The organism is Serratia marcescens, assembly GCF_001902635.1.
Taxonomy (GTDB): Bacteria; Pseudomonadota; Gammaproteobacteria; order Enterobacterales; family Enterobacteriaceae; genus Serratia; species Serratia marcescens_F.
Genome location: NZ_MJAO01000012.1, coordinates 42,048 through 67,438, shown reverse-complemented (window position 1 = coordinate 67,438; position 25,391 = coordinate 42,048). Strand labels below are relative to the sequence as shown.

Sequence of the window (25,391 nt, the reverse complement as noted above, 5' to 3'; positions counted from 1 at the left end):
CTGACGACGCCTTATTTGGCGGTGGAATTGATCGGCTGGCGCGCGTCGAACCAGCGCTGGCGCAGCGTGTCGTACACCCAGTTATAGGCCATGGTGTACGGCAGGAAGAACAGGAAGAAACCGATCTCCAGCATAAAGGCCTGCGCCCAAGAAATGCTCAGCATCCAGGCGGCGATCGGCACGCCGATCAGGATAAAACCGGCTTCAAAACCGACGGCGTGCAGCGCACGCACTTTCAGATTACGGGCCACCCGGCTGACCGGCCACAGGCGGTCGAACACCGTGTTGTACACCATGTTCCAAACCATAGCGACGGTGGACAGCATCACCGCCAACGCACCGACCTGCACCATAGAGCGATTCAGCAGCCACGCGCCCAACGGGGCGCAAATCATCACGGCAATGGCCTCGAAACCAACGGCATGGACGATACGTTCAACGAAAGACTTGTTTTGCAGTTGCATACATCACCTTTTTTCAACAGTTGTTGCGAAAGCCAGGTGATTATCATCGTTTTTTCGGGTAGGTTAAAAATAGATTCCATCGATAAAGTAGATAGGTTATGCACTATTCTCCGGAAGCGCTGCATGCGTTTGTCGAAGCCGCCGCCCTCGGCTCGTTTTCCGCCGCCGCGCGCAAGCTGCGCAAAAGCCAATCCACCATCAGCACCGCAATCGCCAATCTGGAGGCCGACCTGGCGCTGACGCTGTTCGATCGCAGCGCACGCCAACCGGTGCTCACCGCCGCCGGCCGCAAGGTGCTGGGGCATGTGCAGGCGATCCTCGCGGCCAGCGAACGGCTCGATGCCCTGAGCATTCAGCTGGCGGGCGAGGTTGAACCGCGCCTGAGCATGGTGTTTTCCGATACCTACCAGCCCAAGCATCACGATCGGTTGATGCAGCTGTTCGAACAGCGCTACCCAGAGATTGAGCTGGAATGGATGATCGCCGAAGACGGCGACGTCATCGATCTGTTGCAAAGCGGCCGCGCGCACCTGGGCATGGTGGAGGTGCAGAAAAGTTACCCACCGGATATCGCCTTCTCCCGTTTGCCGGAGCAGACCGACATGGGGCTGTTCGTCGCCCATCAGCATCCGCTGGCGCAGGTCGCCGCGCCGACCCCGGAGCAGTTGTCCAGCACCCGCCAGCTGATCCTGAACACCTACTCCGGCGCCGAGGCGGCCAGACAGGGCGGCCTGGTGTGGTCGGCGCCCAGCTATCTGCTGTTGCTGGAGATGGCTGAACAGGGGTTCGGTTGGGCGGTGCTGCCGCACTGGTTGGTGCAACAATACGGCCACAACATGCTGACCGAGCTGCGGCCGCGCGGCTGGCCGAAAATGATCTCGGTGGACGCGGTGTGGTCAAAACTCACCCCGCCGGGCCCGGCGGGGTTCTGGGTGTTGGAGCGCCTGTTAGGCGATACCCTGCTTTAAGCGGCGACGTTGCGCGCCTGAATGGCGCGCGAGACGGTATCGAGTAGTTCAGGAATGTCCATCTTCGGCAGCATCACTTCGATAAAGGCCAGCCGATCGCCGTCCGCCACCTCAAGCAGCGCCTGGCGCAACCCTTCCGGGTCACTGACCTGCAACGCCTTCACCGGCCGCTCGCCGGCCAGCGCCGGCGGCAGCTGCGTCCAGTTCCACCGCGCGATGTCGTTATAACTTTGCTCCGGCCCGTGGATGGCACGCTCGACGGTATACCCCTGATTGTTCAGCACGAAGATCACCGGTTTAAGCCCGTCGCGCAGCATCGATCCCAGTTCCTGTACGGTAAGCTGCGCGGCGCCGTCGCCGATCAGCAGCACCGCCCGGCGCTGCGGTTCGGCGGTCTGTACGCCAAACGTCGCCGGCAGGGTATAGCCGATAGATCCCCAGAGGGACTGCACGATCAACCGGCAGCCGCGCGGCAACGTCAGCACCGCCGCGCCAAAACAGGCGGTGCCCTGATCGGCCAGCACGATATCCCCCGGCCGCAGAAAATCCTGCATCTGCCGCCAGAAGGCGTGCTGATCCAACCCCTCTCCGGTGGCTTCCGGCAACGCCGGGCGGGCGATCGGCGGCAATGGCCAACGCGACGCCAGCGACAAGCTCAGGCGGTGCAGCGCCTGCACCGCGTCGCGCATCGGAATGCGGCTGAAACGCTGCCGCCCGACCCAGGCTTCGAACGGCTGGATATCGATGCATTTTTCCACCGGCAGATGATGCGTGAAACCGGCGGTGATGGTGTCGGTCAAGCGCACGCCGACGCTGATCACCACGTCGGCGTTTTCGATCAGCTGTTTCACCGCCGGATCGCTGGCGCCGCCGCAGTAGGTACCAACGAAACCGGCGCGATTCTCATCCAGCACGCCTTTGCCGAGCAACAGAGTGGCGTGTGGGATATCGACCTCCCGCATCCACTCATCCAGCTCTGCTTCGGCACCGAAGCGATCGGCCAGAAAGTCCGCCAGCAGCGACACCCGCCGCGCGGACAGCAGCTTTTCGCGCGCCGCGACGAGAAACGCCGACAATGCGTTGCGCGACAGCCTGGCCTGACGCAGCATCAGCGGCGCCGGTTTGGCCGACAGCGGTGCTTCCGCTACGTCGCTGGGCAGCATCAGATAAACCGGACGATGTTCCAGCAAGGCAGTGCCGATCAGACGGTCGATCTCCACCGCGGCGTTGTCGGCGGTCAGGTTGGCCTGCGCGACGGTCACCTCTTTGGCTATCCGGGCGAAGTGGCCGAAGTCGCCATCGCCCAGCGAATGATGCAGCAAATCGCCGGCGCGTTGGGCGCGCTGCGCCGGCGTGCCGACCACGTGGATCACCGGCAGGTATTCGGCATAGCTGCCGGCCACGCCGTTCAGCGCGCTCAATTCCCCGACGCCAAAGGTAGTGAGCAGCGCCGCCGCCGGCTTGCAGCGGGCGTAGCCGTCGGCGGCATAAGCGGCGTTCAGCTCGTTGGCGCAGCCTACCCAGGTAATTTGCGGATGAGCGAGGACGTGGTCGAGGAATTGCAGGTTGTAATCCCCCGGCACGCCGAAGACGTGACGAATACCGATCTGGGCCAGACGATCGAGCAGATAATCGGCCACCGTGTAGGACTGAGTCATGATCATCACCTGTCTGAAGCTGGGGGGATTATCTTTAAGTATCGAAGATGCCGTTCAAATTTCGAACAATCGCTATCTCATCGATCGGCAACCTGCCGTTACATGCCGGCGCTGTGATCGCTCGCCCGGCGGCACGCTGTGAAAGCGCATACACTCAAAGCACGCCTCCTCTCCCCCGCCGATAAGGATAACTATGCCCTACCAAGCCTCCCCCTCGCGTTATCAGGATATGGAATACCGGCGTTGCGGCCGCAGCGGGCTGAAGCTACCCGCCGTTTCTCTCGGGCTGTGGCACAACTTTGGCGACGCCACGCTGTACGACAACGCCCGCAACCTGATCCGCTGCGCCTTCGATCGCGGTATTACCCACTTCGATCTGGCCAACAACTATGGCCCGCCGCCCGGCGCCGCCGAGGAAAACTTCGGCCGCATTCTCAGCAGCGATCTGCAGGCCTGGCGCGACGAGCTGATCGTCTCATCCAAAGCCGGCTACACCATGTGGCCCGGCCCCTGCGGCGACTGGGGATCGAAAAAGCACCTGGTCGCCAGCCTCGATCAGAGCCTGAAGCGCATGGGGTTAGAGTATGTGGACATCTTTTATCACCACCGGCCGGACCCGGACACGCCGCTGGAAGAAACCATGACGGCGCTGGATCTGTTGGTGCGCCAAGGCAAGGCACTGTATGTCGGCTTATCCAACTACCCGGCCGAGCGTGCGCGGCAGGCGTTCGACATTTTGCAGCGGCTGGGCACGCCGTGCGTGATCCATCAGCCCAAGTATTCAATGTTTGAACGCGGGCCGGAGGCCGAGTTGCTGGATACGCTGGCGGCATATGGCGTCGGAGCGATCGCCTTCTCGCCGCTGGCGGGCGGCCTGCTGACCGACCGTTACCTGCACGGTATTCCGCAGGATTCCCGCGCCGCCAGCGGCAGCCGCTTCCTGCAGCCGGAGCAGCTGACCGCCGAACGGCTGGACAAGGTGCGCCGCCTTGATGCGCTGGCGCGGCAACGCGGGCAGAAGCTGTCGCAAATGGCGCTGGCCTGGGTGCTGCGCGGCGATCGCGTCACCTCGGTGCTGATCGGCGCCAGCAAGAATGCGCAGATAGAAGATGCGGTAGGCATGCTGGCCAATCGCCACTTCAGTGAGGAAGAGATTGCGCAAATCGAACACATTCTGCTGTAATCGCTTACAAATACCGCCGCTCAGCCGAGCGGCGGCACTCCAGAAAAATCTCAAATCTCGCTCTCCTGCGCCGTTTTCAGAGTTATTCTCTGATGCAACCCTGTGCGCCGGCGCTATGATGCCGAGATTGCAGCAAAAATAACGATAAGGCCGTTTTTTAAACTGATGAACGCGCTTCATAAAGTGATAACCGGCCAGGCCGCGCAAGCGGAAAGGAGAAGTCATGTTTAAACCTCTGCTCTTGGCCGCCATCTTGGCGGCGACGGTGCTGCCCGCCGCACAGCCGGCACACGCCGAAGGGATCAGCATCGATCTGATGCCGGGCGTTTCATTGCGCATCGGCGATCAGGATAATCGCGGCCGCTACTGGGATGGTTACGACTGGCGCGACCGCGACTGGTGGCAAGACCATCAGGGCCGCTATCTCGGCGATCGCAGCCGGCGCGGCTACTACTGGGACGGCTATCGCTGGCGCGACGGCGACTATTGGCGCAAATATTACTACTATCGCGATGACCGCTATTACAAGTGCGATCGCCATTGCGACAAGCATTACTGGAAGAAAGAGAAAAAACACCACCACGACCATGACCGCGATCGCTGGCGCCGCCACGGCGATGACGACCGCGATTAACGACGACGGGCCGGCGTAATGCCGGCCCGCTCTTTTTTTCGCTTACAGCACGCTGCCGATCAGCAGGTAGCCGTTCAATCCCACCACCACCAGAACGATCAGCTTGCCCAGGTTTTGCACCAGCGGGCCGTTGACCATCTCGCCCATCAGCGCTCGATTGCCGGTGAAAGCCAGTAGCGGCACCAGCGCCAGCGCAATGCCGAAGCTGAGCAGCACCTGGCTCAGCACCAGAATGCGCGTCGCGTCCATCCCCAGCATGATGACGATAAACGACGGCAGCATGGTCACGGCACGCCGCAGCCACAGTGGAATATGGAAATGCACGAACCCCTGCATCACCACCTGCCCCGCCAGCGTGCCCACCACGGTGGAAGAGAGGCCGGCAGCCACCAGGCTCAGGCCAAACACGGTGGCAGCGGCTTGCCCGAGCAGCGGTTGCAGCGTCAGGTAAGCCACGTCGAGATCGGCGATGCCGCTGTGGCCGCTGAAATGAAACGCGGCGGCGGCGGTGGCCATCATCGCCAGATTGACGAAACCGGCGATGGTCATGGCCACGGCGACGTCGACTTTGGTGGCGGCATAGCGCTCCGCCTTGCCGTGCTCGCCACCGGTTTGGGTGAGCGATGAGTGCAGGTAGATCACATGCGGCATGATGGTGGCGCCCAGTACCCCGGCGGCCAGGAATACCGCATCGCCGTTAGGCAAGTCGGGCAACGCCATGCCCTTCAGCAGCGGCGCAAGCTGCGGCTGAGAAAACGCCAGCTCGACGATGTAAGCGGCAGCGACGAACAGCAGCAGACCGCCAATCACCAGCTCCAGCGGCTTTTGCCCGCGCTTTTGCAGCATCAGAATTAAAAAGGTGGCGATGCCGGTCAGCACCGCGCCCTGTAACAGGGAAACGCCGAGCAGCAGCTTGAAACCGATCGCCGCGCCGATAAATTCGGCCAGATCGGTCGCCATGGCGATGATCTCCGCCTGCACCCAATAGGCCCATACCGCCGGCCGCGGAAAGCGGTCGCGAATATGCTCGGCCAGGTTTTTCCCGGTGGCGATCCCCAGTTTGGCGGACAGCAGTTGGATCAGCATCGCCATCACGTTGGCCCAGACCACCACCCACAGCAGGCTATAACCGAACGAGGCGCCGGCCTGGATGTTGGTGGCGAAGTTGCCGGGGTCGATATAGCCGATAGCGGCGATGAAGGCGGGCCCCATCAGCGAGAGTTTGATTTTTCTGGCGGAGCGACCGGAGGTGGTTTCAACCACGCGACTGTTCAGCATATGTTGAACCCTTACTGAGATTACGTTTATCACCACTCTATATAAATGATAATAATTATCAAGCGCATTTAGAGCGGTAAAACTTATCTCTGTAATAGCCAACATTAACGGTTTTATCGAAGGGTTCAGCGCGGAACTTGCCGACTTTCGTGCTTTTCTGATGGGATTTTGGCTGCAATACCCCTGAAAGACAGGTTAGCACAAGAATACGAATTTCCTATGTCGGCTTTAACATCTTGATTTTTTATGCTTTTGCGCAATAGTTTAGGAGAACTCCCACTATGATTTTCTATATTTGCTATAGAAGTCTCGTTTTTAAACGTAGCGTTACATAAAATGACAGCCGAAATTCAGCCTGCCTCAAATTTGGAGCAAACATGTCCCATATTGCGCACTTTGCGTTGGCGATAGTGGTGGTGGCGATCCTGGCCCTGTTGGTGTGCCGCGATCGCAAAAGCATCCGCATTCGCTATGTTATTCAATTACTGGTTATCGAAGTACTGCTGGCCTACTTTTTCCTGCATTCGGAAGCGGGTTTAGGCTTCGTAAAAGGATTCGCCGCGCTGTTTGACAAACTGCTCGGGTTTGCGGGACAAGGGACTGATTTCGTATTCGGCGGCATGGGCGACAAAGGCCTGGCGTTCTTCTTCCTGAAAGTGCTGTGTCCAATCGTCTTCATTTCGGCGCTGATCGGCATTCTGCAGTACATCAAGGTGCTGCCATTCATCATCCGCATTATCGGTACCGTGCTGTCGAAAGTGAACGGCATGGGCAAGCTGGAGTCGTTCAACGCCGTCAGCTCGCTGATCCTTGGCCAATCCGAAAACTTCATCGCCTATAAGGATATCCTGGGCAAGATGTCGGAAAAGCGCATGTACACCATGGCGGCAACCGCGATGTCCACGGTTTCCATGTCCATCGTCGGCGCTTACATGACGATGCTGGACGCCAAGTTCGTGGTGGCGGCGCTGGTACTGAACATGTTCAGCACCTTTATCGTGCTGTCTCTGGTTAACCCTTACGACACCAATAAAGAAGAAGAGCTGCACCTGGGCAACCTGCACGAAGGCCAGAGCTTCTTCGAAATGTTGGGTGAATACATCTTGGCCGGCTTTAAAGTAGCGATTATCGTTGCCGCCATGCTGATCGGTTTCATCGCCCTGATCGCCGCGCTCAACGGCCTGTTCAGCGCCATCTTCGGCCTGAGCTTCCAGGAAATCCTCGGCTACTTCTTCTATCCGTTCGCCTGGATCATGGGTATTCCTAAGCACGAAGCCCTGCAGGTCGGCAGTATCATGGCCACCAAGCTGGTTTCCAACGAATTCGTGGCGATGATGGAGTTGCAGAAAGTCTCCGCCGAGCTGTCGCCGCGCAGCCTGGGCATTCTGTCGGTGTTCCTGGTGTCCTTCGCCAACTTCTCCTCCATCGGCATCGTGGCCGGTGCGATCAAGGGCCTGAACGAACACCAGGGCAACGTGGTGTCGCGCTTTGGTCTGAAGCTGGTGTACGGCTCTACGCTGGTCAGCATCCTGTCCGCTTCCATCGCGGGCCTGGTACTGGGTTAAACCTCGAACCGACTGTGATAACAAGGCGCCTGCGGGCGCCTTTTTTATTGGCCGGCATTCGGCGAAGGTGAAATAACGAAAAGCAAAAAGCCGACCCTAAGGTCGGCTTTTCAAATGGTGGTGGAGCTAGACGGGATCGAACCGTCGACCTCTTGCATGCCATGCAAGCGCTCTCCCAGCTGAGCTATAGCCCCACAAAAGTGGTACGCATTAACCGGCGTTACGGTATTCCCCAACCGCTCTGAGAAGAAGGTTGGTGGAGCTAGACGGGATCGAACCGTCGACCTCTTGCATGCCATGCAAGCGCTCTCCCAGCTGAGCTATAGCCCCGTTCCACAATCACTTTGTGCTGTGAACGGGGCGCATAATATGAAACCCACTCAAAGCTGTCAACGGCTAAATTGAATTACTGAATCAAGCGCTGAAAAAGCCGCCAAATCAGCATGTTTGGCGCCAAAAAATCATCACTTTGCGCAGAGTTCATCCATTTTGCGCGCTACTTCTCAAAACGACAAAAGCCCTGCATATCGCGTTGATTTTTAATTAATGGAATGTTAGTGAAATGCGCTTGAGTCGCCTTCCCGAGCGGCATAGACTGCCCGCGCCATAAACTTCATTACGATAAACCGAGTCAGTCATGTCTTTGCATTCACCAAAAGAAATCGCCGCCCTCGCCGTTCAGGCCGGGGTAAACAAAAGCCGCGCACCTCTCGCTAACCTGTTGATCCTGGGCTTTCTCGCCGGCGCCTTTATCGCCACCGGCTTCCTGCTGGATATTCACATCATCGGCACCCTGCCGGCCGAATGGGGCTCTTTCGGCGCCCTGTTGGGGGCTGCGGTCTTCCCTATCGGCCTGATCCTGACCATTCTGGCCGGCGGCGAACTGCTGACCGGCAACATGATGACCTTACCGATGGCCTGGTTTGCCCGCGAAATCCCCGCCGTCGCCGTGCTGCGCAACTGGTTTTGGGTCACCCTGGCCAACTTCGCCGGCAGCGTGGCCGTCGCCTACTTCTTCGGCCATCTGCTGGGCCTGACCGAAGGCGCGTTTTTGCATAAGACGCTGGCGATCGCGCAGGCCAAAGTGGATGCGGACTTCCTGCACGCCTTCATTTCCGGCGTCGGCTGCAACTGGCTGGTATGCCTGGCGGTGTGGCTAGCCTTCGCCAGCAGGGACGTGCCGGGCAAAGTGATCGGCATGTGGTTCCCGGTGATGGCTTTTGTCGCCATCGGCTTCCAACACGTGGTGGCGAACATGTTCATCATCCCGGCGGCCATCTTTGCCGGCGGCATGAGCTGGGAGCAGTATCTGCCCAATTTCGCCGCGGTATTTCTCGGCAACGCGCTGGGCGGCGCCGGTTTTGTCGGATTGATGTACTTCCTCGCCTACCGCCCAGGTTTGCCGGCCGGCGAACAAGCCTGACAGAGAGCGATGAAAAAAGCCCCGGATCGCTCCACTAATGCTGGTCAGTTAGCATTTTTCTGCAGACGTTCGTGACGTTTTCAGTCGATAAAGGCGAGGTGCGCCATGCGGCTCACGCGCCTCGACCGAGCCAGGGGCCGTAGGCGCGGGTGTCGGGGGCGCGCCTTCGTCCCCGACAATTGCCGTTCACTACGGCATCGGAGAAATGCGGGATATTGACGGCAATTCCTCTTGCACGGCGCGTACAGAGACGGGATAAAAAAATGCCGGTCAGGCTTAACTGACCGGCATTGCGGGATCACTCCTCGGGGCTTTTTCTTTATGGCGTATCAGCGAATCAGGCTTGCGCTTCGCGCTCGGCGATGTAAGCCAGCGCCATGTCGATGCGCTGCAGCGAACGCTTCTGGCCGATCGCCTGCACGGTCACGTCCATACCCGGCGACTGACCGGCGCCGGTCACCGCGACGCGCAGCGGCATGCCGACTTTACCCATGCCGACGCCCAGCTCATCCGCCGTGCCCTGAATGGCGTCGTGCACATTTTCCGGCGTCCAGACGGTGATAGCGGCCAGCTTGGCGCGCACCGCTTCCAGCGGCTGACGCGCAACCGGGCGCAGGTGCTTCTTGGCGGCGTCGGCATCGAACTCGCTGAAGTCTTCGTAGAAGTAACGGCAAGACTCCGCCATCTCTTTCAGCGTTTTGCAGCGCTCGCCCAGCAGCTTGACGATGTCCTTCAGTTCCGGGCCGTTGCGGGTTTCAAGGCCCAGTTGCTCAACGTGCCATGCCAGATGCACCGCCACTTCTTCCGCCGGCATATGGTTGATGTAGTGGTGGTTCAGCCACTGCAGCTTCTCAGTGTTGAACGCGCTGGCGGATTTGTTGATCGCTTCCAGCGTGAAGAACTCTTTCATCTCATCGATGGAGAAGATCTCCTGATCGCCGTGGGACCAGCCCAGACGCACCAGGTAGTTCAGCAGCGCCTGCGGCAGATAGCCGTCGTCGCGGTACTGCATGACGCCCACGGCGCCGTGACGCTTGGACAGCTTTTTACCGTCGTCGCCGAGGATCATCGATACGTGCGCGTATTCCGGCACCGGCGCGCCCAGCGCTTTCAGAATGTTGATCTGGCGCGGGGTGTTGTTGATGTGGTCTTCACCGCGGATCACATGGGTGATTTCCATGTCCCAGTCGTCGACGACGACGCAGAAGTTATAGGTTGGCGAACCGTCGGTGCGGCGGATGATCAGATCGTCCAGTTCCTGGTTGCTGAATTCGATCGGGCCACGAATTTTGTCGTCGAAGATCACCGAGCCTTCCTGCGGGTTGCGGAAGCGCACCACGTGCGGTTCGTCGTCGGTGTGGCTGCATTGGCTGTCGCGGCAGTGGCCGTCGTAACGCGGCTTCTCGCCGTTTTCCATCTGCTTCTCGCGCAGCGCTTCCAGACGTTCCTTGGAGCAATAACATTTATAGGCGGTGCCCTGCTCCAGCATTTCGTCGATGACCGCGTTGTAGCGATCGAAACGCTTGGTCTGGAAATACGGGCCTTCATCCCAATCCAGGTTCAACCAGTTCATGCCATCCATAATTGCGTCGATCGCGTCCTGAGTGGAGCGTTCCAGATCGGTATCTTCGATACGCAGAACGAACTCACCGCCGGCATGGCGGCTGAACAACCAGGAATAAAGTGCGGTACGCGCGCCGCCGACGTGAAGATAGCCGGTCGGGCTCGGTGCAAAACGGGTTTTGATTTTCATTGGGTTCACTGCCTTATTACGCAACGCGTGTCGGCGGTTGCCGACGATTGCTCGGAATTGAAAAAAGAGTGGACGACATTGTATCACCACGCGCTAATTCCTCAACGCCGACACGATATTGCGCCGGGCGATTTCGCGCGTTTTGCGGCGAGTTCCGCATAACGTTGCGCAAAGAATCGGCGCCGCTGGCGATAATTATCGCGCCCTGCCTAAATTTGCGGCGAACGATTGAAATCATTTTAAAAACCGTTGACTCACTTTGAACTATCCCTATAATGCGACTCCAACAAGACGGGGCGATTAGCTCAGTTGGTAGAGCATCTCCTTTACACGGAGGGGGTCGGCGGTTCGAGCCCGTCATCGCCCACCATCTTGTTGAGAAAAAATGAGAACGAATGAGGGTGATTAGCTCAGTTGGTAGAGCATCTCCTTTACACGGAGGGGGTCGGCGGTTCGAGCCCGTCATCACCCACCATCATTCTCTCGTTTAGCAGTAACCTGGAAGTCCTGAAGTGGGTGATTAGCTCAGTTGGTAGAGCATCTCCTTTACACGGAGGGGGTCGGCGGTTCGAGCCCGTCATCACCCACCACTTCTGCGGGTCGTTAGCTCAGTTGGTAGAGCAGTTGACTTTTAATCAATTGGTCGCAGGTTCGAATCCTGCACGACCCACCAATTCAGAGAAAAGCGCCTTTTGGCGCTTTTTTCGTTTCTGCCGTTCACTTTCCCTTCTTCTTTATTCCCCCTTCACCACCCGCTGAGATACGAATGGTTATCATTTTTGCCTGGTGAATGGTAAATTAACGAGCAAACGCCACGTGGCCAATCCGTCGTCGGATTGATATGCCTTAGTTCAAGGAAAGAAAGAGCCCGCTCATGACCCTATCCTTACGTCAGCTGTTCATTTCATTCATTGCCGCTACCACCTTGCTGCTCAGCGGCTGCGGCCCGGACGATAACACCGAAAGCCAGAAACCGGCCGCCCCCGCAGCCGACGGCAGCTGGCCGCGCACCATCGAAAGCGCCAAAGGGCCGTTTACGTTGGAAAAACCGCCGCAGCGCATCGTCTCCACCAGCGTCACCATCACCGGCACGTTGCTGGCTATCGACGCTCCGGTGGTCGCCAGCGGCGCCACCAGTCAGAATCCCCTGGTGGCCGATAAGCAAGGCTTCTTTAATCAGTGGGGCGAAGTCGCCAAACAGCGCCACGTCGAGCGGCTGTACCAGGTTGAACCCAATGCCGAAGCCGTCGCCGCCGCGGCGCCGGATCTCATCGTCGTTGCCGCCACCGGCGGTGATTCGGCGCTGAAACTCTATGACCAGCTGTCGGCCATTGCGCCGACGCTGGTGCTCGATTATGGCGACAAGAGCTGGCAACAATTGGCCAGCGATCTCGGTGAAATCACCGGTCATGAAGAAGGCGCCAAACAGGCGGAAGCACGTTTCGAACAGCGGGTGGAGCAGGTGAAGCAAGCCATTACTCTGCCGCCACAGCCGACCACCCCGTTGGTGTATGCCGACAACGGCCGTGAAGCCATGCTGTGGACACCGGGTTCCCCCCAGGGCAAACTGCTGACCCAGCTCGGCTTCCAGCTGGCCACCCCGCCGGAAAGCGCCAAAGGCAACGCCAGCATGGGTAAACGCTATGACATCACGCAGATCTCCGGCGAGAAAATGGCCGAAGGCCTGAACGGCAAAACGCTGATCCTGTTCGCCACCGACGATCGCAAAGTACAGGAGCTGCTGGCCAACCCGTTCCTCAAGCATTTGGAACCGGTGGAACAACGGCACGTCTATGCCGTCGGCAACGACACCTTCCGCCTCGACTATTACAGCGCCACCAACATGCTGAACCGGATCGAGCAACTGTTCAAAAAGCCCTGATCCCCACCGTCGGCAGGCGATAACCCTGCCGACTTTTCCAGCAACAGGGCCTTGCCATCACATTCGGGCAATTGAAATATCAATAGTTATCAATCTTATGAATGCGAAATGCCGCCGAGTCGACGGATGCAAGCAGGCGTAAACCCGTGCTACTATGGCGCCTTTCACAAACGCAAATAGCAATGAGAATAAAAATCATAAAGGAGTTACCAGTGTGAACGTACCCACTCCGACTGAGCAGACGCTTCCTTCGTCTGCGCCGCACGCAGCTTACGCCAGTGGTTTCAAACGCATTGCCGGGTTCGGCATCGGTTTGGCGCTGTTGCTGCTGTGCATCATTGCCAGCCTGATGCTGGGTTCCAAATCCATTCCCTTTCATACCGTCTGGCTCAGCCTGCAAGGTGCCGCAAGCGGTTCCGACAGCACCATCATTCTCAACGCCCGGGTGCCCCGCACCCTGGCGGGCATTTTGGCCGGCATGGCGTTAGGCGCCGCCGGCGCGCTTATTCAGGCATTGACGCGCAACCCGCTGGCCGATCCCGGCGTGCTCGGCATCAACGCCGGCGCCAGCTTCGCCGTGGTCATTGGCATCATGTTTTTCGGCGCCGCCACCACGGAAAGCTATATGGCTTTCGCCTTCGCCGGTGCCGCCATCACCACCCTGCTGGTCTACCTGATCGGCACGCTGGCGGGCGGGCGCATCAACCCGGTGCGGCTGACGCTGGCCGGCGTGGCGATCGGCGCGGTGCTGCTCGGCATCACCACCGGCCTGTCGCTGATCGATCCGCAGACTTTCGACCAACTGCGCTTCTGGCAAGCCGGCACGCTGGATATCCGCACCCTGTCCACGCTGCCGGTCACCGCCCCCGCCATTTTACTTGGCTGCCTGCTGACGCTGCTCATCGCCCGGCCGCTGAATACTATCGGCATGGGAGAAGACCTGGCTATCGCGCTCGGCGCGCGCGTGGTGCTGACCCAAGTCGTCGCAGTGATCGCCATCACGCTGCTGTGCGGCGCGGCGACCGCCACCGTCGGCCCGATCAGCTTCATCGGTCTGATGGTGCCGCATATCGCCCGTTGGTGGGTCGGCCCCGACCAGCGTTGGATCCTGCCCTACTCCATGCTGCTGGCGCCGATTTTGCTGCTGTGCGCCGACGTGGTCGGGCGTCTGTTGGCGGCCAGTGAACTGCGAGTTTCCATCGTCGCCGCCTTTATCGGCGCGCCGGTGCTGATCTGGTTGGTGCGCCGCAAGAAAACGCTGGGGGGACTATGATGAATCTGCCTCACACTCTGCATGTCGGCCGCCCGGACGGCGTGATCAACTGGCGCATGCCCTTACGCCTGCTGCTGGTCAATCTTGCGCTGCTGGCGTTGTGCCTGTCGATGGCCGTTGCCGCACTGTGCTACGGCACGTTGCAGCTCTCGTTGGAACAGGTCTTTGCCGCACTCAGCGGCGAGGCGCCGAAAAACCTGGTGACCGTAGTCACCCAATGGCGCTTACCGCGCATCGCCATGGCACTGTTATTAGGTGCCGCGCTCGGCATGAGCGGCGCCATCTTCCAGTCGATTATCCGCAATCCGCTCGGCAGCCCGGACGTGATCGGCTTTAACATGGGGGCTTACACCGGCGCGCTGATCGCCATCACCCTGTTCAACGGCGGCTATTACTACACCGCCGGCGGCGCGCTGGCCGGTGGCATTCTCTCCGCGCTGGCCATCTACCTGCTCGCCTGGCGGCAGGGTATCGCCGGCTTCCGGCTGATCATCGTCGGTATCGCCATCAGCGCGGTGTTGGTCTCCACCAATACCTGGCTAATCATCACCGCCTCGCTGGAGCGTGCCATGGACGCCGCCATGTGGCAGGCCGGCTCGCTCAACGGCATGACCTGGCAGAAAGCCCAACCCGCCACGGCGTTTATCGTTCTGGCGGCCGCGGCCGCGCTGCTGATGGGCAAACGGCTGCAGTTGCTGGAAATGGGCGATGACACGGCGCGCGCCCTGGGCGTCAACGCCGAAGGCAGCCGGCTATGGCTGATGCTGTTCGGCGTGACCCTCACCGCCGCCGTCACCGCCACCGCCGGGCCGATTTCCTTTATCGCGCTGGCGGCGCCGCAGATCGCCCGCCGCCTGGCCGGGCAATCCTCGGTCACCCTGACGTCCTCAGCGCTGATGGGCGCAACGCTGCTGCTCGGTGCTGACGTAGTGTCCCAACATCTTTTCGCGCCGCTCCAGCTGCCGGTCGGGGTCGTGACCGTCTGTATCGGCGGCCTGTACCTGATTTGGTTGCTAATTCGTGAGGCCCGCAGATAGATAATGAAGAGTGATAACACCATGAGCCACCGCTTGCACGCCTCGCACCTGAAGCTGGGCTACGACCATAAAATCATCGCCAACGACCTGAGCGTGGCGATCCCCGACGGGGCCTTCACGGTGATCGTCGGCCCGAACGCCTGCGGCAAATCGACGCTGTTGCGCGCCCTGTGTCGCCTGCTGAAACCCAGCGCCGGCGAGGTGATGCTGGACGGCAAAAACATCAGCAGTTTCGCCACCAAAGCGCTGGCGCGCGAACTCGGCCTGTTACCGCAAACCTCGATCGCGCCGGACAGCATTACCGTTGCGGATTTGGTATCGCGCGGCCGCTACCCGCACCAGAGCCTGCTGAAACAGTGGACGCTGGCCGACAAACAGGCGGTAGAAACCGCCATGGCGGCCACCAACGTCAGCCAACTGGCGGAGCGCAGCGTCGACGAGCTGTCCGGCGGGCAGCGCCAACGCGTCTGGGTAGCGATGGCGCTGGCGCAGCAGACGCCGCTGCTGCTGCTGGATGAGCCGACCACCTATCTGGACATCGCGCACCAAATCGAGCTGCTGGATCTGTTCCGCCAGCTCAACCGCGAGCGCGGTCAAACCCTCATCGCGGTACTGCACGATCTCAACCACGCCTGCCGCTATGCCGACCATATCATCGCCATGCGCGACGGCAAGATCGTGGCGGAGGGGAAACCGGCGGACATCATCACCGCCGAATTGGTGGAACGGGTGTTCGGCATGCCGTGTATGATCATCGACGATCCGCTGTCCCATACGCCGCTGGTGATCCCGCGCGGGCGCTACCACTGCGACGCGCCGCAGGCATGAAATAGGATCTTCCCATCGATGGCGGCTCTTGCCCTTCATGCAGAAATATCCGCGTGAAGAGGCCAGAGACGCCATGCGATGGCTCACCTGCCCGCGTCTCTTTAACCTGCGCCGTTTTCCCCCATGTGCTGAAGGATGAACCGGAAGTCTTTTTCAGTAATAGACAGAATGCCAAATCGCAGCTGATACCCCCAATTGCTTTGCAAGGATGTAAAATCCAGCTCTCGCAAAAATGGTGCTATCGGCAATGTCTTATGATGCACCCAGCGCACGTCTCGGCGAAAAGGGATGAACCCCTCCCCCATATCATATTGATATGGCTCTCCTTCATCGACAAAGCCGGCGGCAGTAAACGCCATCAAACCATCTCTTTTCCCATAACTGCTTGAGGGGGAATAATAGACAACGCCGTCACCGGGTTTGATTTTATTCAATGGGCCTTTCTTTCCATGACAAACCTGCATGAAACCGCCCTCAACGCCCGTTGCAACATGATCTGCCGAAGCCACTGCCAGCCAATGGTTCATGCTTCATCCTCCAAAAAACAGACTCGCAATCGATGGCCATCAACATCCTGTACGGAGAAGGTATAACCAAAATCCAACCTGACCGGTTTTTGAATAACGGTAATTTGGCGGTTAAAGCCCCACTCCCGATAGAGCGCATCCACGGAAGCCAAATCAGGCACCGAGAACACGATTTCGCCCTGAGCCTGTGGCTGGGCGGCCGTTGGTGGCACGCCAGGCTCAACGGTATGGCTGGACCATAAGCCCAGCTTAAAACCATTCTTCAGGATAAAAAGCGCAAAGGTCGGGCTTTTTTCCACGGGTTCCAGGTTAAGCAAAGAAGAATAGAAATCAGCACTCTTCATGACGTTGGCGACATACAGGATTGAAATTTCAGCGGTTAACATGGCTCTTCCTCCTTAAGTGGATTACCGCTTACTCTGGCAGCAAGCGGTGACAGTTTTTGTCAGCAGAGCGCTCAAATACCGCCAGCCCCATTACTTCTCCAGCGACACCTGTTTGAAGATGTGCTTGCCGAACGGGTCGACCTCGTAACCTTTCACTTCCTTGCGCACCGGTTCGAAGAGGGTCGAATGCGCGATCATCAGCGCCGGCATCTGATCGTGCATCATCACCTGCGCCTGCTGGTACATCGCCACCCGCTTGGCGTGATCGTTCTCTTCACGCGCCTGCAGGATCAGTTGGTCGAACGGTTTGTAGCACCATTTCGCCGAGTTGGAGCCACCGAGCGAAGCGCAGGTGAACAGTGGGCCGAAGAAGTTGTCCGGATCGCCATTGGCGGTGGTCCAGCCCATCAGCGCAGTCTGGTGCTCGCCGTTTTTAATCCGCTGCAAATATTCGCCCCACTCGAAGGTGACGATTTTGGCACGCACGCCGATGTTGGCCCAATCGGCCTGGATCATCTCCGCCATGCGTTTGGCGTTGGGGTTATAGGGTCGCTGCACCGGCATCGCCCACAGATCGATGTCGAACCCCTGCCCCAGCCCGGCTTCCTGCAACAGCTGTTTCGCCCGCTCCGGCGAATACGGGTAGTCTTCAAGCTGCGCGTTGCTGCCCCACTGGGTCGGCGGCAGCAGGTTCTTGGCCGGCTGGCCGGCGCCGTGGAACACCGCGTCGATAATCGCCGGCTTGTTGACCGCCAGTGCCAACGCCTGGCGTACCTTGACGTTATCCAACGGTTTTTTCTGGGTGTTGAACGCCAGGAAGCCGATATTCAAGCCGGATTTTTCCATCACCTGAATGTTGCCGTCCTGGCGCATCCGCGCCAGATCCGCCGGGTTGGGGAACGGCATCACCTGGCACTCGTTCTTTTGCAGCTTGGCGTAACGCACCGTCGCATCCGGCGTGATCGAAAACACCAGCCGGTCGATCTGCGGTTTGCCTTCCCAGTAACGATCGAACGCCTTATAGAGGATTTTCGCGTCCTTCTGGTACTGCACCAGCTGGAACGGCCCGGTGCCGATCGGATCGTTGTCCACCCGCTGCGGCGTGCCGGCTTTCAGCATCGCGTCGGCATATTCCGCTGAAAAAATAGTGGCAAAATACATGCCCAGATCGGCGACGAACGGCGCCTCGGCGCGGGAGAGCTCAAAGCGCACGGTGTGCTCGTCCACCTTGACGATCCGGTCGATCAGCGTGCCGAACTCCATCGACTCGAAGTTGGTGTAGGCGCCGTTGGAAACCTTGTGATACGGGTTGTTGGCGTCCTTCTGCCGCATAAACGAGAAGATGACGTCATCGGCGTTGAAATCGCGGGTAGGCGTGAAATATTTATTGCTCTGGAATGCCACACCCTTGCGCAGATGGAAGGTATAGCGCTTGCCGTCTTCACTCACTTCCCAGCTTTCTGCCAGGCTGGGTTGCAGCTCGACGGTGCCGGGTTTGAAGTCCACCAGCCGGTTGTAGATCGCCGCCGAACTGGCGTCTACCGTGGTGCCGGAGGTGAACAGCTGCGGGTTGAAACCTTCCGGCGAGCCTTCGGAACAGTAGACCAGCGTATTGGCCCGCGCGCCGCCGGCAATCGCCAACGCCAGCAGCCCGATCGTTATTGCTTTTCTTTTCATTGTGCTATCCCCAGTGGTGAAAAAACAGCCCAACGGATAGCAATAAATCATGCAGTTAGCGATGTAAAGGACAAAATCCGCGCATAAAAGCGGGCAGGCGCGCAAGCGGCCTGCCCCGGTGAAACGGCACGATGATGATGAAATTAAATCATCTGGCTGAAGTTCATCTGCGCCATCAGCTTATAGTTGTCGGCATAGTCGACCGGGATGGCCACCACTACCGGCCCCTGGATCGCCATCGCCTTGCGCAGCATCGGCCGCAGATCCTCCACCGACTGCACGGCGAAACCCACCGCGCCGCAGGATTCCGCGTAGGCCTTGAAGTCAATCGGCCCAAACTCCACGCCGGATTTGCGCCGGTATTTGTTCACTTCCTGCATCTCCACCATGTTGTAGGCGTTATCGACCCAAATCACGTGCACGATGTTGTTTTTCAGCCGCACCGCAGTCTCCAACTCCATGCTCGACTGCATGAACCCGCCGTCGCCGGAGATCGACACCACCTTGTCGCCCGGGCGTACCAACGCCGCGCCGATAGCCCACGGCAACGCCACCCCCATGGTTTGCTGGCCGTTGGAGATCAACAGCTGGCGGGCACGGAAGCTGTAAAGATAGCGGGCGATCCAGATGTGGAAGCTGCCCATGTCCACGCACAGGGTTACGTCGTCGCTGACGATATCCTGCAGCTCCTTGACGATGCGCAGCGGGTGGATCGGCATGCCGCCGCGGCGCGCGGCGCGCTCCGCCAGTTCAGTACGCTGGCGGCCGAGATCGGTGAGGATCAGTTCCACCTCCGGCGGCACGCATACCGCCTCATTGAACGTTTCGGTCATCATGTTCAGCGTGGCGCTGATGTTGCCCACCAGCTCGACGTCCGGCCGATAGCAGGTATCGATATCCGCCGGCAGCACGTCGATGTGCACCAGCTTCAGCCGCCCGTGGCTGTTCCACATGCAGGGATCGTATTCGATCGGATCATAGCCGACGCTCACTACCAGATCGGCCTTCTGCAACAGCTGATCGGCCGGCTGGTTGTTGAACAGGCCGACGCGGCCGGCAAAACGGGCGAAGTGGTTGACGTCGATCACCCCCGCCGCCTGATAGGTGCCGACCACCGGCATATGGGTACGGTACAGCAGATGGCGCACCGCCTCGCTGTTCTCAGGCCGGCTGGCCTGCAAGCCGAGCAGCAATACCGGGCATTTGGCCTGCCGGATCAGTTTCACCGCTGCCTGAATGTCGTCCGCCGCCGCGGCGCCCATGCGCGGCAAGCGGCAACCGGCCAGCACCGGCGCGCTAACCGGTTCATTGACGATATCCATCGGCAGGCTGACGAACGATGCTCCCGGCCGACCAAACTCGGCGCGGCGAAAGGCGTTGGCGATCACCTCGGAAATCGCCGAACCGGCATGCACTTCGGCGCAATACTTGGTCACCGGCCGGAACATGCTGACGGTATCCATGCTCTGGTGCGTCTGCTTCAGGCTGTCGGCGCGCTTCACCGCCCCGCCGAAGGCCACCACCGCGTCCCCTTCCGACGTGGCGGTGGCCAGCCCGGTGATCAGGTTGGAGCTGCCCGGCCCGGAGGTGACCAGCGCCACCCCGGCCTTGCCGGTCAGGCGGCCGACCGCCGCCGCCATAAAGGCCGCGTTGGCCTCATGCCGCACCACCACCGTTTCGATCGACGGCGCGTCCTCCAGCGAGTCGAACACCCGGTCGATCTTGGCGCCCGGAATGCCGAAAACGTGTTTGACGCCCTGCGCTTCCAGATTTTTCACCACCAAATCGGCGCCGCATTGCCAATCATTGCCTGTTTTTTCCTGTGCCATGGTTCCACCTCCTAAGAAAACGATCGCCGGGGTTAGCCCTCGGCGGAACGAATCGCGCGATCCAAATCCTCTGGGCAGAGGTTGGCGCGCAAGAAATCCGCATCATGCGGCAACTGAAGATTGAGACGAGTGATGACGCCGAACTGCAGACGGCCATGATCGAGCTGGTAGTCCAGCACGTGGCCGCCGCCGCTGCGGTCGTCGGTAACGAAGTGTTCGTGGTAACCGGCCACGCCGATGCCCTGCATATAGTCCGGCGAGCGGAAGCCGACCAGCGTGCCGCGCCGCTGGTGGAACGAGAACGTCGGCTGCTCGGCTATCGCCTCCAGCATCGGGCGGTAAGGCCGCTCCTGGCGCGGCACGGTGCGGGTTTCCACATGGCTGAACTCGCCATCGACCCGCACCGCGCAAAACAGATTCGGCGAGGCGACCTGCTCGTCGATGCACTGGTGCAGCTGCGCCTTGGTGATCGGCCGCTCGAACTGCTGGCTGACGCTGGGCTGGAAAAAGGTGACGACGGCGAAGGGGGTTTTCTGTTGCAGGCCGGCTGGGCGGGCGCTGCCGTCGGCGCGCAGCTGGTGTATTTCCTGGTCGAAAGCGATCAGTTCGCCGTCCAGATGATTGAAGGTGCCGAGGCCGAAATCGCCGTGCTTGAGCAGTTCGGCAATGGTGGTCTCCCCTTCATAGACCCCATCGATGAGCGCACTCATCAGCGAGATTTGATAGATTTCGCCCTCCCCGGCGTTGATCGACTGCCTGGCGAAACCCTGCGCCAAATGGCGCGCACAGGAACACCCGTGTTTTTCGTACATGACTGACTCCTCCACCAGCGCGGAACTGCGGTTCCGCGCGTTCAAAAGGCTCACCGCCGGTGAGCCAAGATGCCGCCCAGGGCGCGTTCATCAGTTGGAACGATTCAGCCTGAAGCGACAAAAAAACCGGCACGGCTGGCCGGCCGATAACCAGGCATCAGATCAGAATGACGTAAAGTAAAGGCTTACTAATCATTGAGACTGAACCAGTTATCAAATTGAACGGTTAATCTGGTGTTGGAGCGACAATCAACTCCGCAGGCGGCTCGCGCGGCCTGGGAAAAACATCTGCTATTTGGTGCTAAAGGCCGCGAGGTTTATGCGTTTTCTCTCTATACGGCCAGGATGAGGCGGCGTTGAAGCCCGTCGTCAACCCGCAGTCAGAGTAGCCGCCGCGCCGTCGGCAGAGAAGCAGGTATTCATAAGAAACGCTTTTGCATATAATGCAAAAATGAATGACGCCCGTTATGTTGAACATCTGCCGATCTTTCTCGACGTGGCCCGCTTGGGCAGCTTTTCCGCCGCCGCGCGCCGGCTGGGCATGGTGCCCTCCTCGCTGGTGCGCCACATCGACGCGCTGGAAAGCGCGCTCGGCGCCGCGCTGTTCGTCCGCTCCACCCGCGGCCTGTTGCTGACCGACGCCGGTGAGCTGCTGCTGACGCGTGCCGCCACGCTGATGACGGACATTACCGGCATTCGCGCCGAGCTGAACGCGCTGAACGAAACGCCGCAGGGCACGCTGCGCATCAGCTGCCTACCGACCTTCGGCAAAACCTATGTACTGCCGCTGCTGCCAACGCTGGCGGAACGCTATCCGCAGCTGTCGGTCGACCTCGATCTGACCGAACGCCAGACCGATCCGACACAGGAACGGCTGGACGCCGCCATCCGCATCGGCGAGCAGAAGGACAGCTCACTGTACGCCAGCCGCATCGCCACCCAACGCTGGGTGATGTGCGCCAGCCCCGCCTACGTTGCCCGCTATGGCCTGCCGCCCGATCTGGAGGCGCTGCCACAGCATCGGCTGATCGCCCGCTACCACAAACAGCAGCCGGCCTGCTGGGCGCAGATCCTCGACGCGGCGCTGATGAGCCGCTGCACCATGGCGCTGCGCTGTGACGACTTTACCGCGCAGCGTCAGGCGGCGCTGCTCGGCCTCGGCATCGCCTTTCTGCCCAACTGGGTGGTGGGGCCAGACGTACAGGGTGGGCGACTGGTGCAAATGCTGGAAGATCCGCGCCATGAGCAGCAAGGCATCTATCTGCTGCGACCGATGGCGAAGGTGTCCGCCCGGCTGGCGGCCTTCACCGCCCTGCTGCAGCAAACCATCGGTCAGCCGCCCAGCTGGGCGTAATGCGGTGTCACCCGGCCGTGCAGCGCCGGGTTGTCGCTCTCGTCCTTGAGCTCGACGCCGGTCAATCGCCGCCGGAACGCCTGCTCCAACAACCAGGCCAGGCGAAACGCCGCCTGCGGGTAATCCAGTCCCTCAGGCCGCACGTTGGAGATACAGTTGCGCTCGGCGTCCGTTCTGCCCGCGCTCGGCCCCCAGGTCAAATAGACGCCCAGGCTATCCGGCGACGACAGCCCCGGCCGCTCGCCGATCAGGACAGCCACCGCCTGGGCTTGCAGGCATTCGCCGATCTCATCCCCCAGCGCCACCCGCGCCTGATGCGCCAGCACTACCGGCGCGACGGCCAGTCCCAGCGTCGCGAGATAAGGCCGCAGCGCCTGCAGCAGCGGCAGCGCCTGGCGGTGCACCGCTTTAGAAGAGAGGCCGTCCGCCACCACCAGCAGCAGATCGATGCGGCGCGGCGGCAGAGCGAGCAGCTGGCGGCGGCTGTCCGTCGCCAGTCGCCGCCCCAGATCCGGCCGACGCAGATAGGCGGCACGATCGGCGGCCTGGCTGTGCACCGCCCGCGTGGGCCAACCGACATCGTGCAGATCCGCCGCCAGCCGTTCGCTGTCGAAAGGCTGATGCACCGCGTCGCGCGCCTGGGCATGGGCCAGGCCGAAGCGCAGTAGCTCGTCGGTCGGCAGGCTGGCGCCGGTGCGCCCCAGCGCGATGCGCGCATCGGTAAAGGCGCGCAGCGCGTCCCAGCTGTTGACGTGAACCGGTTTGCTCATGTGCGTTCTCCCTGTAGCGCCAGCAACAGCGGATGATTGGCGGCGGCGTCACGCAGCCGCCCACGTTCGTCGGTAATGTTCATCGCCGCCAGCCAGGCGGCGAACTCCGGCGCGTGCTTCAGCCCCAGCAGCTCGCGGATATAGAGCGCGTCATGGAACGAGGTGCTTTGGTAGTTGAGCATGATGTCGTCTGCGCCCGGCACGCCGATCAGGAACGTCAGCCCGGCGGCGGCCAACAGCGTCAGCAGCGTGTCCATGTCGTCCTGATCGGCTTCGGCATGGTTGGTATAGCAGACGTCGCAGCCCAGCGGCAGGCCGAGCAACTTGCCGCAGAAGTGGTCCTCCAACCCGGCGCGGATAATTTGCTTGCCGTCATACAGGTATTCGGGGCCGATAAACCCCACCACGGTGTTGATCAGCAGCGGCGAGAAATGGCGTGCCACCGCATAGGCGCGCGCCTCGCAGGTTTGCTGATCGACGCCGTGATGGGCGTTGGCCGACAGGCAGCTGCCCTGCCCGGTTTCGAAATACATCACGTTGTCGCCCAGCGTGCCGCGCTTGAGGCTTAGCGCCGCCTGCTGCGCCTCCGCCAGCAGCGCCAAACTGATGCCGAAGCCGCGGTTGGCGGCCTCGGTACCGGCGATCGACTGAAACACCAGATCCACCGGCGCGCCGCGCTCCATCAGCCGCAGCGTGTTGGTCACGTGGGTCAGCACGCAGGATTGGGTGGGAATGGCGAAGCGCTGGATCACGTCGTCCAGCATGTAATTGAGCTTTTCCAGCAGCGGCAGGCTGTCGCTGGCCGGATTGATGCCGACCACTGCGTCGCCGCTGCCGTACAGCAGACCGTCCAGCATGCTGGCGGCGATGCCCTGCAGGCTATCGGTCGGGTGATTGGGCTGCAACCGCACGCTGAGATGGCCCGGCAGGCCGATAGTATTGCGAAAGCGCGTCACCACCCGACACTTCTTCGCCACCAGGATCAGATCCTGATTACGCATGAGCTTGCTCACCGCCGCCGCCATCTCCGGCGTAATGCCGGCGGCCACCCGCGCCAGCATGGCGCTGTCCGCGTGCTCGCTCAGCAGCCAATCGCGAAAATCGCCGACCGTGAGATGCGAGATCGGTTCAAAGGCGGCGGCGTCGTGGCTATCGATAATCAGCCGCGTCACCTCATCCTGCTCGTAAGGCACCAACGCCTGCTGCAGGAACGCCTTGAGCGGCAGATCGGCCAACGCGATACGTGCCGCCATGCGCTCTTCGGCGCTTTGCGCCGCCACCTCTGCCAGATAATCGCCGGAACGCGCCGGCGAGGCTTTTGCCATCAGTTGGCGCAGATCGCCGAAGCGATAGCCACGTTGGCCCAGCGTTGCCTGATACATAGCTCCCCTCCCTTACCCTGAGTGACGAGATAAAAACCCTGCACCAAGTGTAGCCAGCGGAGAAATAAAATTGATTTAAACGCGATCGCCGCCATTTCGCCCGCTGCCGCTTCGGGTTACAGTAGCCGCGAAAAAAGGAGGGGTGATGGAACCGCAACGGCAAATTATCGACTGGCTGCAACAAGATAACCAACGCATGACCGCCCTGCGCACCGTGCGCCGGCTCGGCCTGAATGACTGGTGCCTGGGCGCCGGCTTTGTGCGCAATCTGGTGTGGGATCGGCGCCACGGCTATGTAGACACCACGCCGCTCAACGACATCGACGTGATCCATTTCGATCCGCAACGGCCGGACGCCGAGCGCGACCGCATGCTGGAGGCGCGGCTGCAACAGTGGCTGCCGCAACCGTGGTCGGTCAAGAACCAGGCGCGCATGCACCTGCGCGGCGGCCGGGCGCCCTACCGCGACAGCGAAGAAGCCATCAGCTTCTGGACCGAAGTGGAAACGGCGATCGGCGCACGCCTGAACGCCGACGACAGCATCACGCTGGTCGCCCCCTTCGGCCTCGCGGCGCTGTTCAACGACACCATCACCTACAACGCCAAGAACGGCGATCGGCCCACCTATGAACAGCGCGTGCTCGATAAAGGCTGGTTGCAACGCTGGCCACGTCTGCGGCAGGTAAAGATTTAGCCGCCGCTGCCGAT

22 protein-coding genes and 6 tRNA genes are annotated in these 25,391 nt (G+C 60.5%); 15 read left to right on the top strand and 13 right to left on the bottom strand.

Annotated elements, in window-relative coordinates:
• Positions 1-11: 11 nt before the first annotated feature.
• Complete coding sequence (locus BHU62_RS13580) at positions 12-464, bottom strand: multidrug/biocide efflux PACE transporter (RefSeq protein WP_073532481.1); 453 nt, start codon at positions 462-464, stop codon at positions 12-14.
• Between the two features lie 98 nt (positions 465-562).
• Here BHU62_RS13580 and BHU62_RS13575 point away from each other — a divergent pair, with 98 nt between their 5' ends.
• The gene (locus tag BHU62_RS13575; protein ID WP_073532480.1) at positions 563-1,432 is read left to right on the top strand and encodes a LysR family transcriptional regulator; all 870 of its coding nucleotides are present in this window, start codon (positions 563-565) and stop codon (positions 1,430-1,432) included.
• Here BHU62_RS13575 and BHU62_RS13570 read toward each other — a convergent pair.
• Positions 1,429-3,090 (bottom strand): alpha-keto acid decarboxylase family protein, encoded by a 1,662-nt coding sequence (locus BHU62_RS13570; protein WP_073532569.1) that lies wholly within the window; start codon positions 3,088-3,090, stop codon positions 1,429-1,431. The two genes, BHU62_RS13575 and BHU62_RS13570, sit on opposite strands and share 4 nt — an antisense overlap.
• Positions 3,091-3,283: 193 nt before the next feature.
• Here BHU62_RS13570 and BHU62_RS13565 point away from each other — a divergent pair, with 193 nt between their 5' ends.
• Positions 3,284-4,273, top strand: a complete 990-nt coding sequence (locus BHU62_RS13565; protein ID WP_073532479.1) for an aldo/keto reductase — start codon at positions 3,284-3,286, stop codon at positions 4,271-4,273.
• A 223-nt stretch (positions 4,274-4,496) separates the two neighbouring features.
• Positions 4,497-4,907, top strand: coding sequence for a DUF2502 domain-containing protein (locus BHU62_RS13560; protein WP_073532478.1), 411 nt, complete (start codon positions 4,497-4,499; stop codon positions 4,905-4,907).
• Between the two features lie 42 nt (positions 4,908-4,949).
• Here the strand turns inward: BHU62_RS13560 and BHU62_RS13555 are convergent, their stop codons facing one another.
• Positions 4,950-6,185, bottom strand: a complete 1,236-nt coding sequence (locus tag BHU62_RS13555) for an Nramp family divalent metal transporter (RefSeq protein WP_073532477.1) — start codon at positions 6,183-6,185, stop codon at positions 4,950-4,952.
• 377 nt (positions 6,186-6,562) lie between these two features.
• Here BHU62_RS13555 and BHU62_RS13550 point away from each other — a divergent pair, with 377 nt between their 5' ends.
• On the top strand, positions 6,563-7,750 hold the full coding sequence (locus BHU62_RS13550) for a NupC/NupG family nucleoside CNT transporter (RefSeq protein WP_073532476.1): 1,188 nt from the start codon (positions 6,563-6,565) through the stop codon (positions 7,748-7,750).
• Positions 7,751-7,868: 118 nt separating this feature from the next.
• Here the strand turns inward: BHU62_RS13550 and BHU62_RS13545 are convergent.
• Positions 7,869-7,944 (bottom strand) — tRNA-Ala (locus BHU62_RS13545).
• Between the two features lie 60 nt (positions 7,945-8,004).
• A tRNA-Ala gene (locus tag BHU62_RS13540) sits at positions 8,005-8,080 on the bottom strand.
• 307 nt (positions 8,081-8,387) lie between these two features.
• On the opposite strand from BHU62_RS13540, the gene BHU62_RS13535 reads away from it, so the two are divergent.
• Positions 8,388-9,173 carry a formate/nitrite transporter family protein gene (locus tag BHU62_RS13535; RefSeq protein ID WP_073532475.1) on the top strand — a complete coding sequence of 262 codons (786 nt, stop codon included), beginning with the start codon at positions 8,388-8,390 and terminating at the stop codon, positions 9,171-9,173.
• Between the two features lie 337 nt (positions 9,174-9,510).
• Here BHU62_RS13535 and gltX read toward each other — a convergent pair whose 3' ends face one another.
• Complete coding sequence (gltX, locus tag BHU62_RS13530; RefSeq protein ID WP_073532474.1) at positions 9,511-10,926, bottom strand: glutamate--tRNA ligase; 1,416 nt, start codon at positions 10,924-10,926, stop codon at positions 9,511-9,513.
• A 294-nt stretch (positions 10,927-11,220) separates the two neighbouring features.
• Between gltX and BHU62_RS13525 the strand changes: the two genes are divergently transcribed.
• The 8 genes from BHU62_RS13525 to BHU62_RS13490 all read left to right on the top strand — a co-directional run bounded on the left by BHU62_RS13525 (position 11,221) and on the right by BHU62_RS13490 (position 15,946).
• A tRNA-Val gene (locus tag BHU62_RS13525) sits at positions 11,221-11,296 on the top strand.
• Between the two features lie 29 nt (positions 11,297-11,325).
• Positions 11,326-11,401 (top strand) — tRNA-Val (locus BHU62_RS13520).
• Between the two features lie 39 nt (positions 11,402-11,440).
• Positions 11,441-11,516, top strand: a tRNA-Val gene (locus BHU62_RS13515).
• Between the two features lie 7 nt (positions 11,517-11,523).
• Positions 11,524-11,599: transfer RNA gene (locus BHU62_RS13510), tRNA-Lys, on the top strand.
• Positions 11,600-11,800: 201 nt separating this feature from the next.
• Positions 11,801-12,808: a Fe2+-enterobactin ABC transporter substrate-binding protein gene (fepB, locus tag BHU62_RS13505; protein ID WP_073532473.1), complete on the top strand. Its 1,008-nt coding sequence runs from the start codon at positions 11,801-11,803 to the stop codon at positions 12,806-12,808.
• Between the two features lie 214 nt (positions 12,809-13,022).
• Complete coding sequence (fepD, locus tag BHU62_RS13500) at positions 13,023-14,081, top strand: Fe(3+)-siderophore ABC transporter permease (RefSeq protein WP_073532472.1); 1,059 nt, start codon at positions 13,023-13,025, stop codon at positions 14,079-14,081.
• Positions 14,081-15,118, top strand: coding sequence for an iron-enterobactin ABC transporter permease (gene fepG, locus BHU62_RS13495; RefSeq protein ID WP_073532471.1), 1,038 nt, complete (start codon positions 14,081-14,083; stop codon positions 15,116-15,118). Before fepD ends, fepG begins: the two co-directional genes overlap by 1 nt.
• A gap of 21 nt (positions 15,119-15,139) precedes the next feature.
• Complete coding sequence (locus BHU62_RS13490) at positions 15,140-15,946, top strand: ABC transporter ATP-binding protein (RefSeq protein ID WP_073532568.1); 807 nt, start codon at positions 15,140-15,142, stop codon at positions 15,944-15,946.
• Positions 15,947-16,047: 101 nt separating this feature from the next.
• On the opposite strand, the gene BHU62_RS13485 is transcribed toward BHU62_RS13490, so the two are convergent.
• The 5 genes from BHU62_RS13485 to budA form a co-directional block, all read right to left on the bottom strand.
• Complete coding sequence (locus BHU62_RS13485; RefSeq protein ID WP_073532470.1) at positions 16,048-16,473, bottom strand: EVE domain-containing protein; 426 nt, start codon at positions 16,471-16,473, stop codon at positions 16,048-16,050.
• On the bottom strand, positions 16,470-16,859 hold the full coding sequence (locus BHU62_RS13480; protein WP_073532469.1) for a VOC family protein: 390 nt from the start codon (positions 16,857-16,859) through the stop codon (positions 16,470-16,472). The genes BHU62_RS13485 and BHU62_RS13480 overlap by 4 nt, the downstream gene beginning before the upstream one ends.
• A gap of 90 nt (positions 16,860-16,949) precedes the next feature.
• A complete protein-coding gene (locus tag BHU62_RS13475) occupies positions 16,950-18,536 on the bottom strand; it encodes an ABC transporter substrate-binding protein (RefSeq protein WP_073532468.1) in 1,587 nt (528 codons plus the stop codon).
• 143 nt (positions 18,537-18,679) lie between these two features.
• Entirely contained in the window at positions 18,680-20,365 is a 1,686-nt protein-coding gene (gene alsS, locus BHU62_RS13470; RefSeq protein ID WP_073532467.1) for an acetolactate synthase AlsS, read from the bottom strand.
• Positions 20,366-20,397: 32 nt separating this feature from the next.
• Complete coding sequence (budA, locus tag BHU62_RS13465) at positions 20,398-21,177, bottom strand: acetolactate decarboxylase (RefSeq protein WP_073532466.1); 780 nt, start codon at positions 21,175-21,177, stop codon at positions 20,398-20,400.
• A gap of 451 nt (positions 21,178-21,628) precedes the next feature.
• Here budA and BHU62_RS13460 point away from each other — a divergent pair, with 451 nt between their 5' ends.
• A complete protein-coding gene (locus BHU62_RS13460; RefSeq protein ID WP_073532465.1) occupies positions 21,629-22,531 on the top strand; it encodes a LysR family transcriptional regulator in 903 nt (300 codons plus the stop codon).
• On the opposite strand, the gene eutC is transcribed toward BHU62_RS13460, so the two are convergent.
• Positions 22,510-23,301, bottom strand: a complete 792-nt coding sequence (gene eutC, locus BHU62_RS13455) for an ethanolamine ammonia-lyase subunit EutC (protein WP_073532464.1) — start codon at positions 23,299-23,301, stop codon at positions 22,510-22,512. The two genes, BHU62_RS13460 and eutC, sit on opposite strands and share 22 nt — an antisense overlap.
• A complete protein-coding gene (locus BHU62_RS13450; RefSeq protein ID WP_073532463.1) occupies positions 23,298-24,683 on the bottom strand; it encodes an ethanolamine ammonia-lyase subunit EutB in 1,386 nt (461 codons plus the stop codon). The genes eutC and BHU62_RS13450 overlap by 4 nt, the downstream gene beginning before the upstream one ends.
• 145 nt (positions 24,684-24,828) lie before the next feature.
• Between BHU62_RS13450 and BHU62_RS13445 the strand changes: the two genes are divergently transcribed.
• Positions 24,829-25,377 carry a nucleotidyltransferase family protein gene (locus BHU62_RS13445; RefSeq protein WP_073532462.1) on the top strand — a complete coding sequence of 183 codons (549 nt, stop codon included), beginning with the start codon at positions 24,829-24,831 and terminating at the stop codon, positions 25,375-25,377.
• The last annotated feature ends 14 nt before the right edge of the window (positions 25,378-25,391 follow it).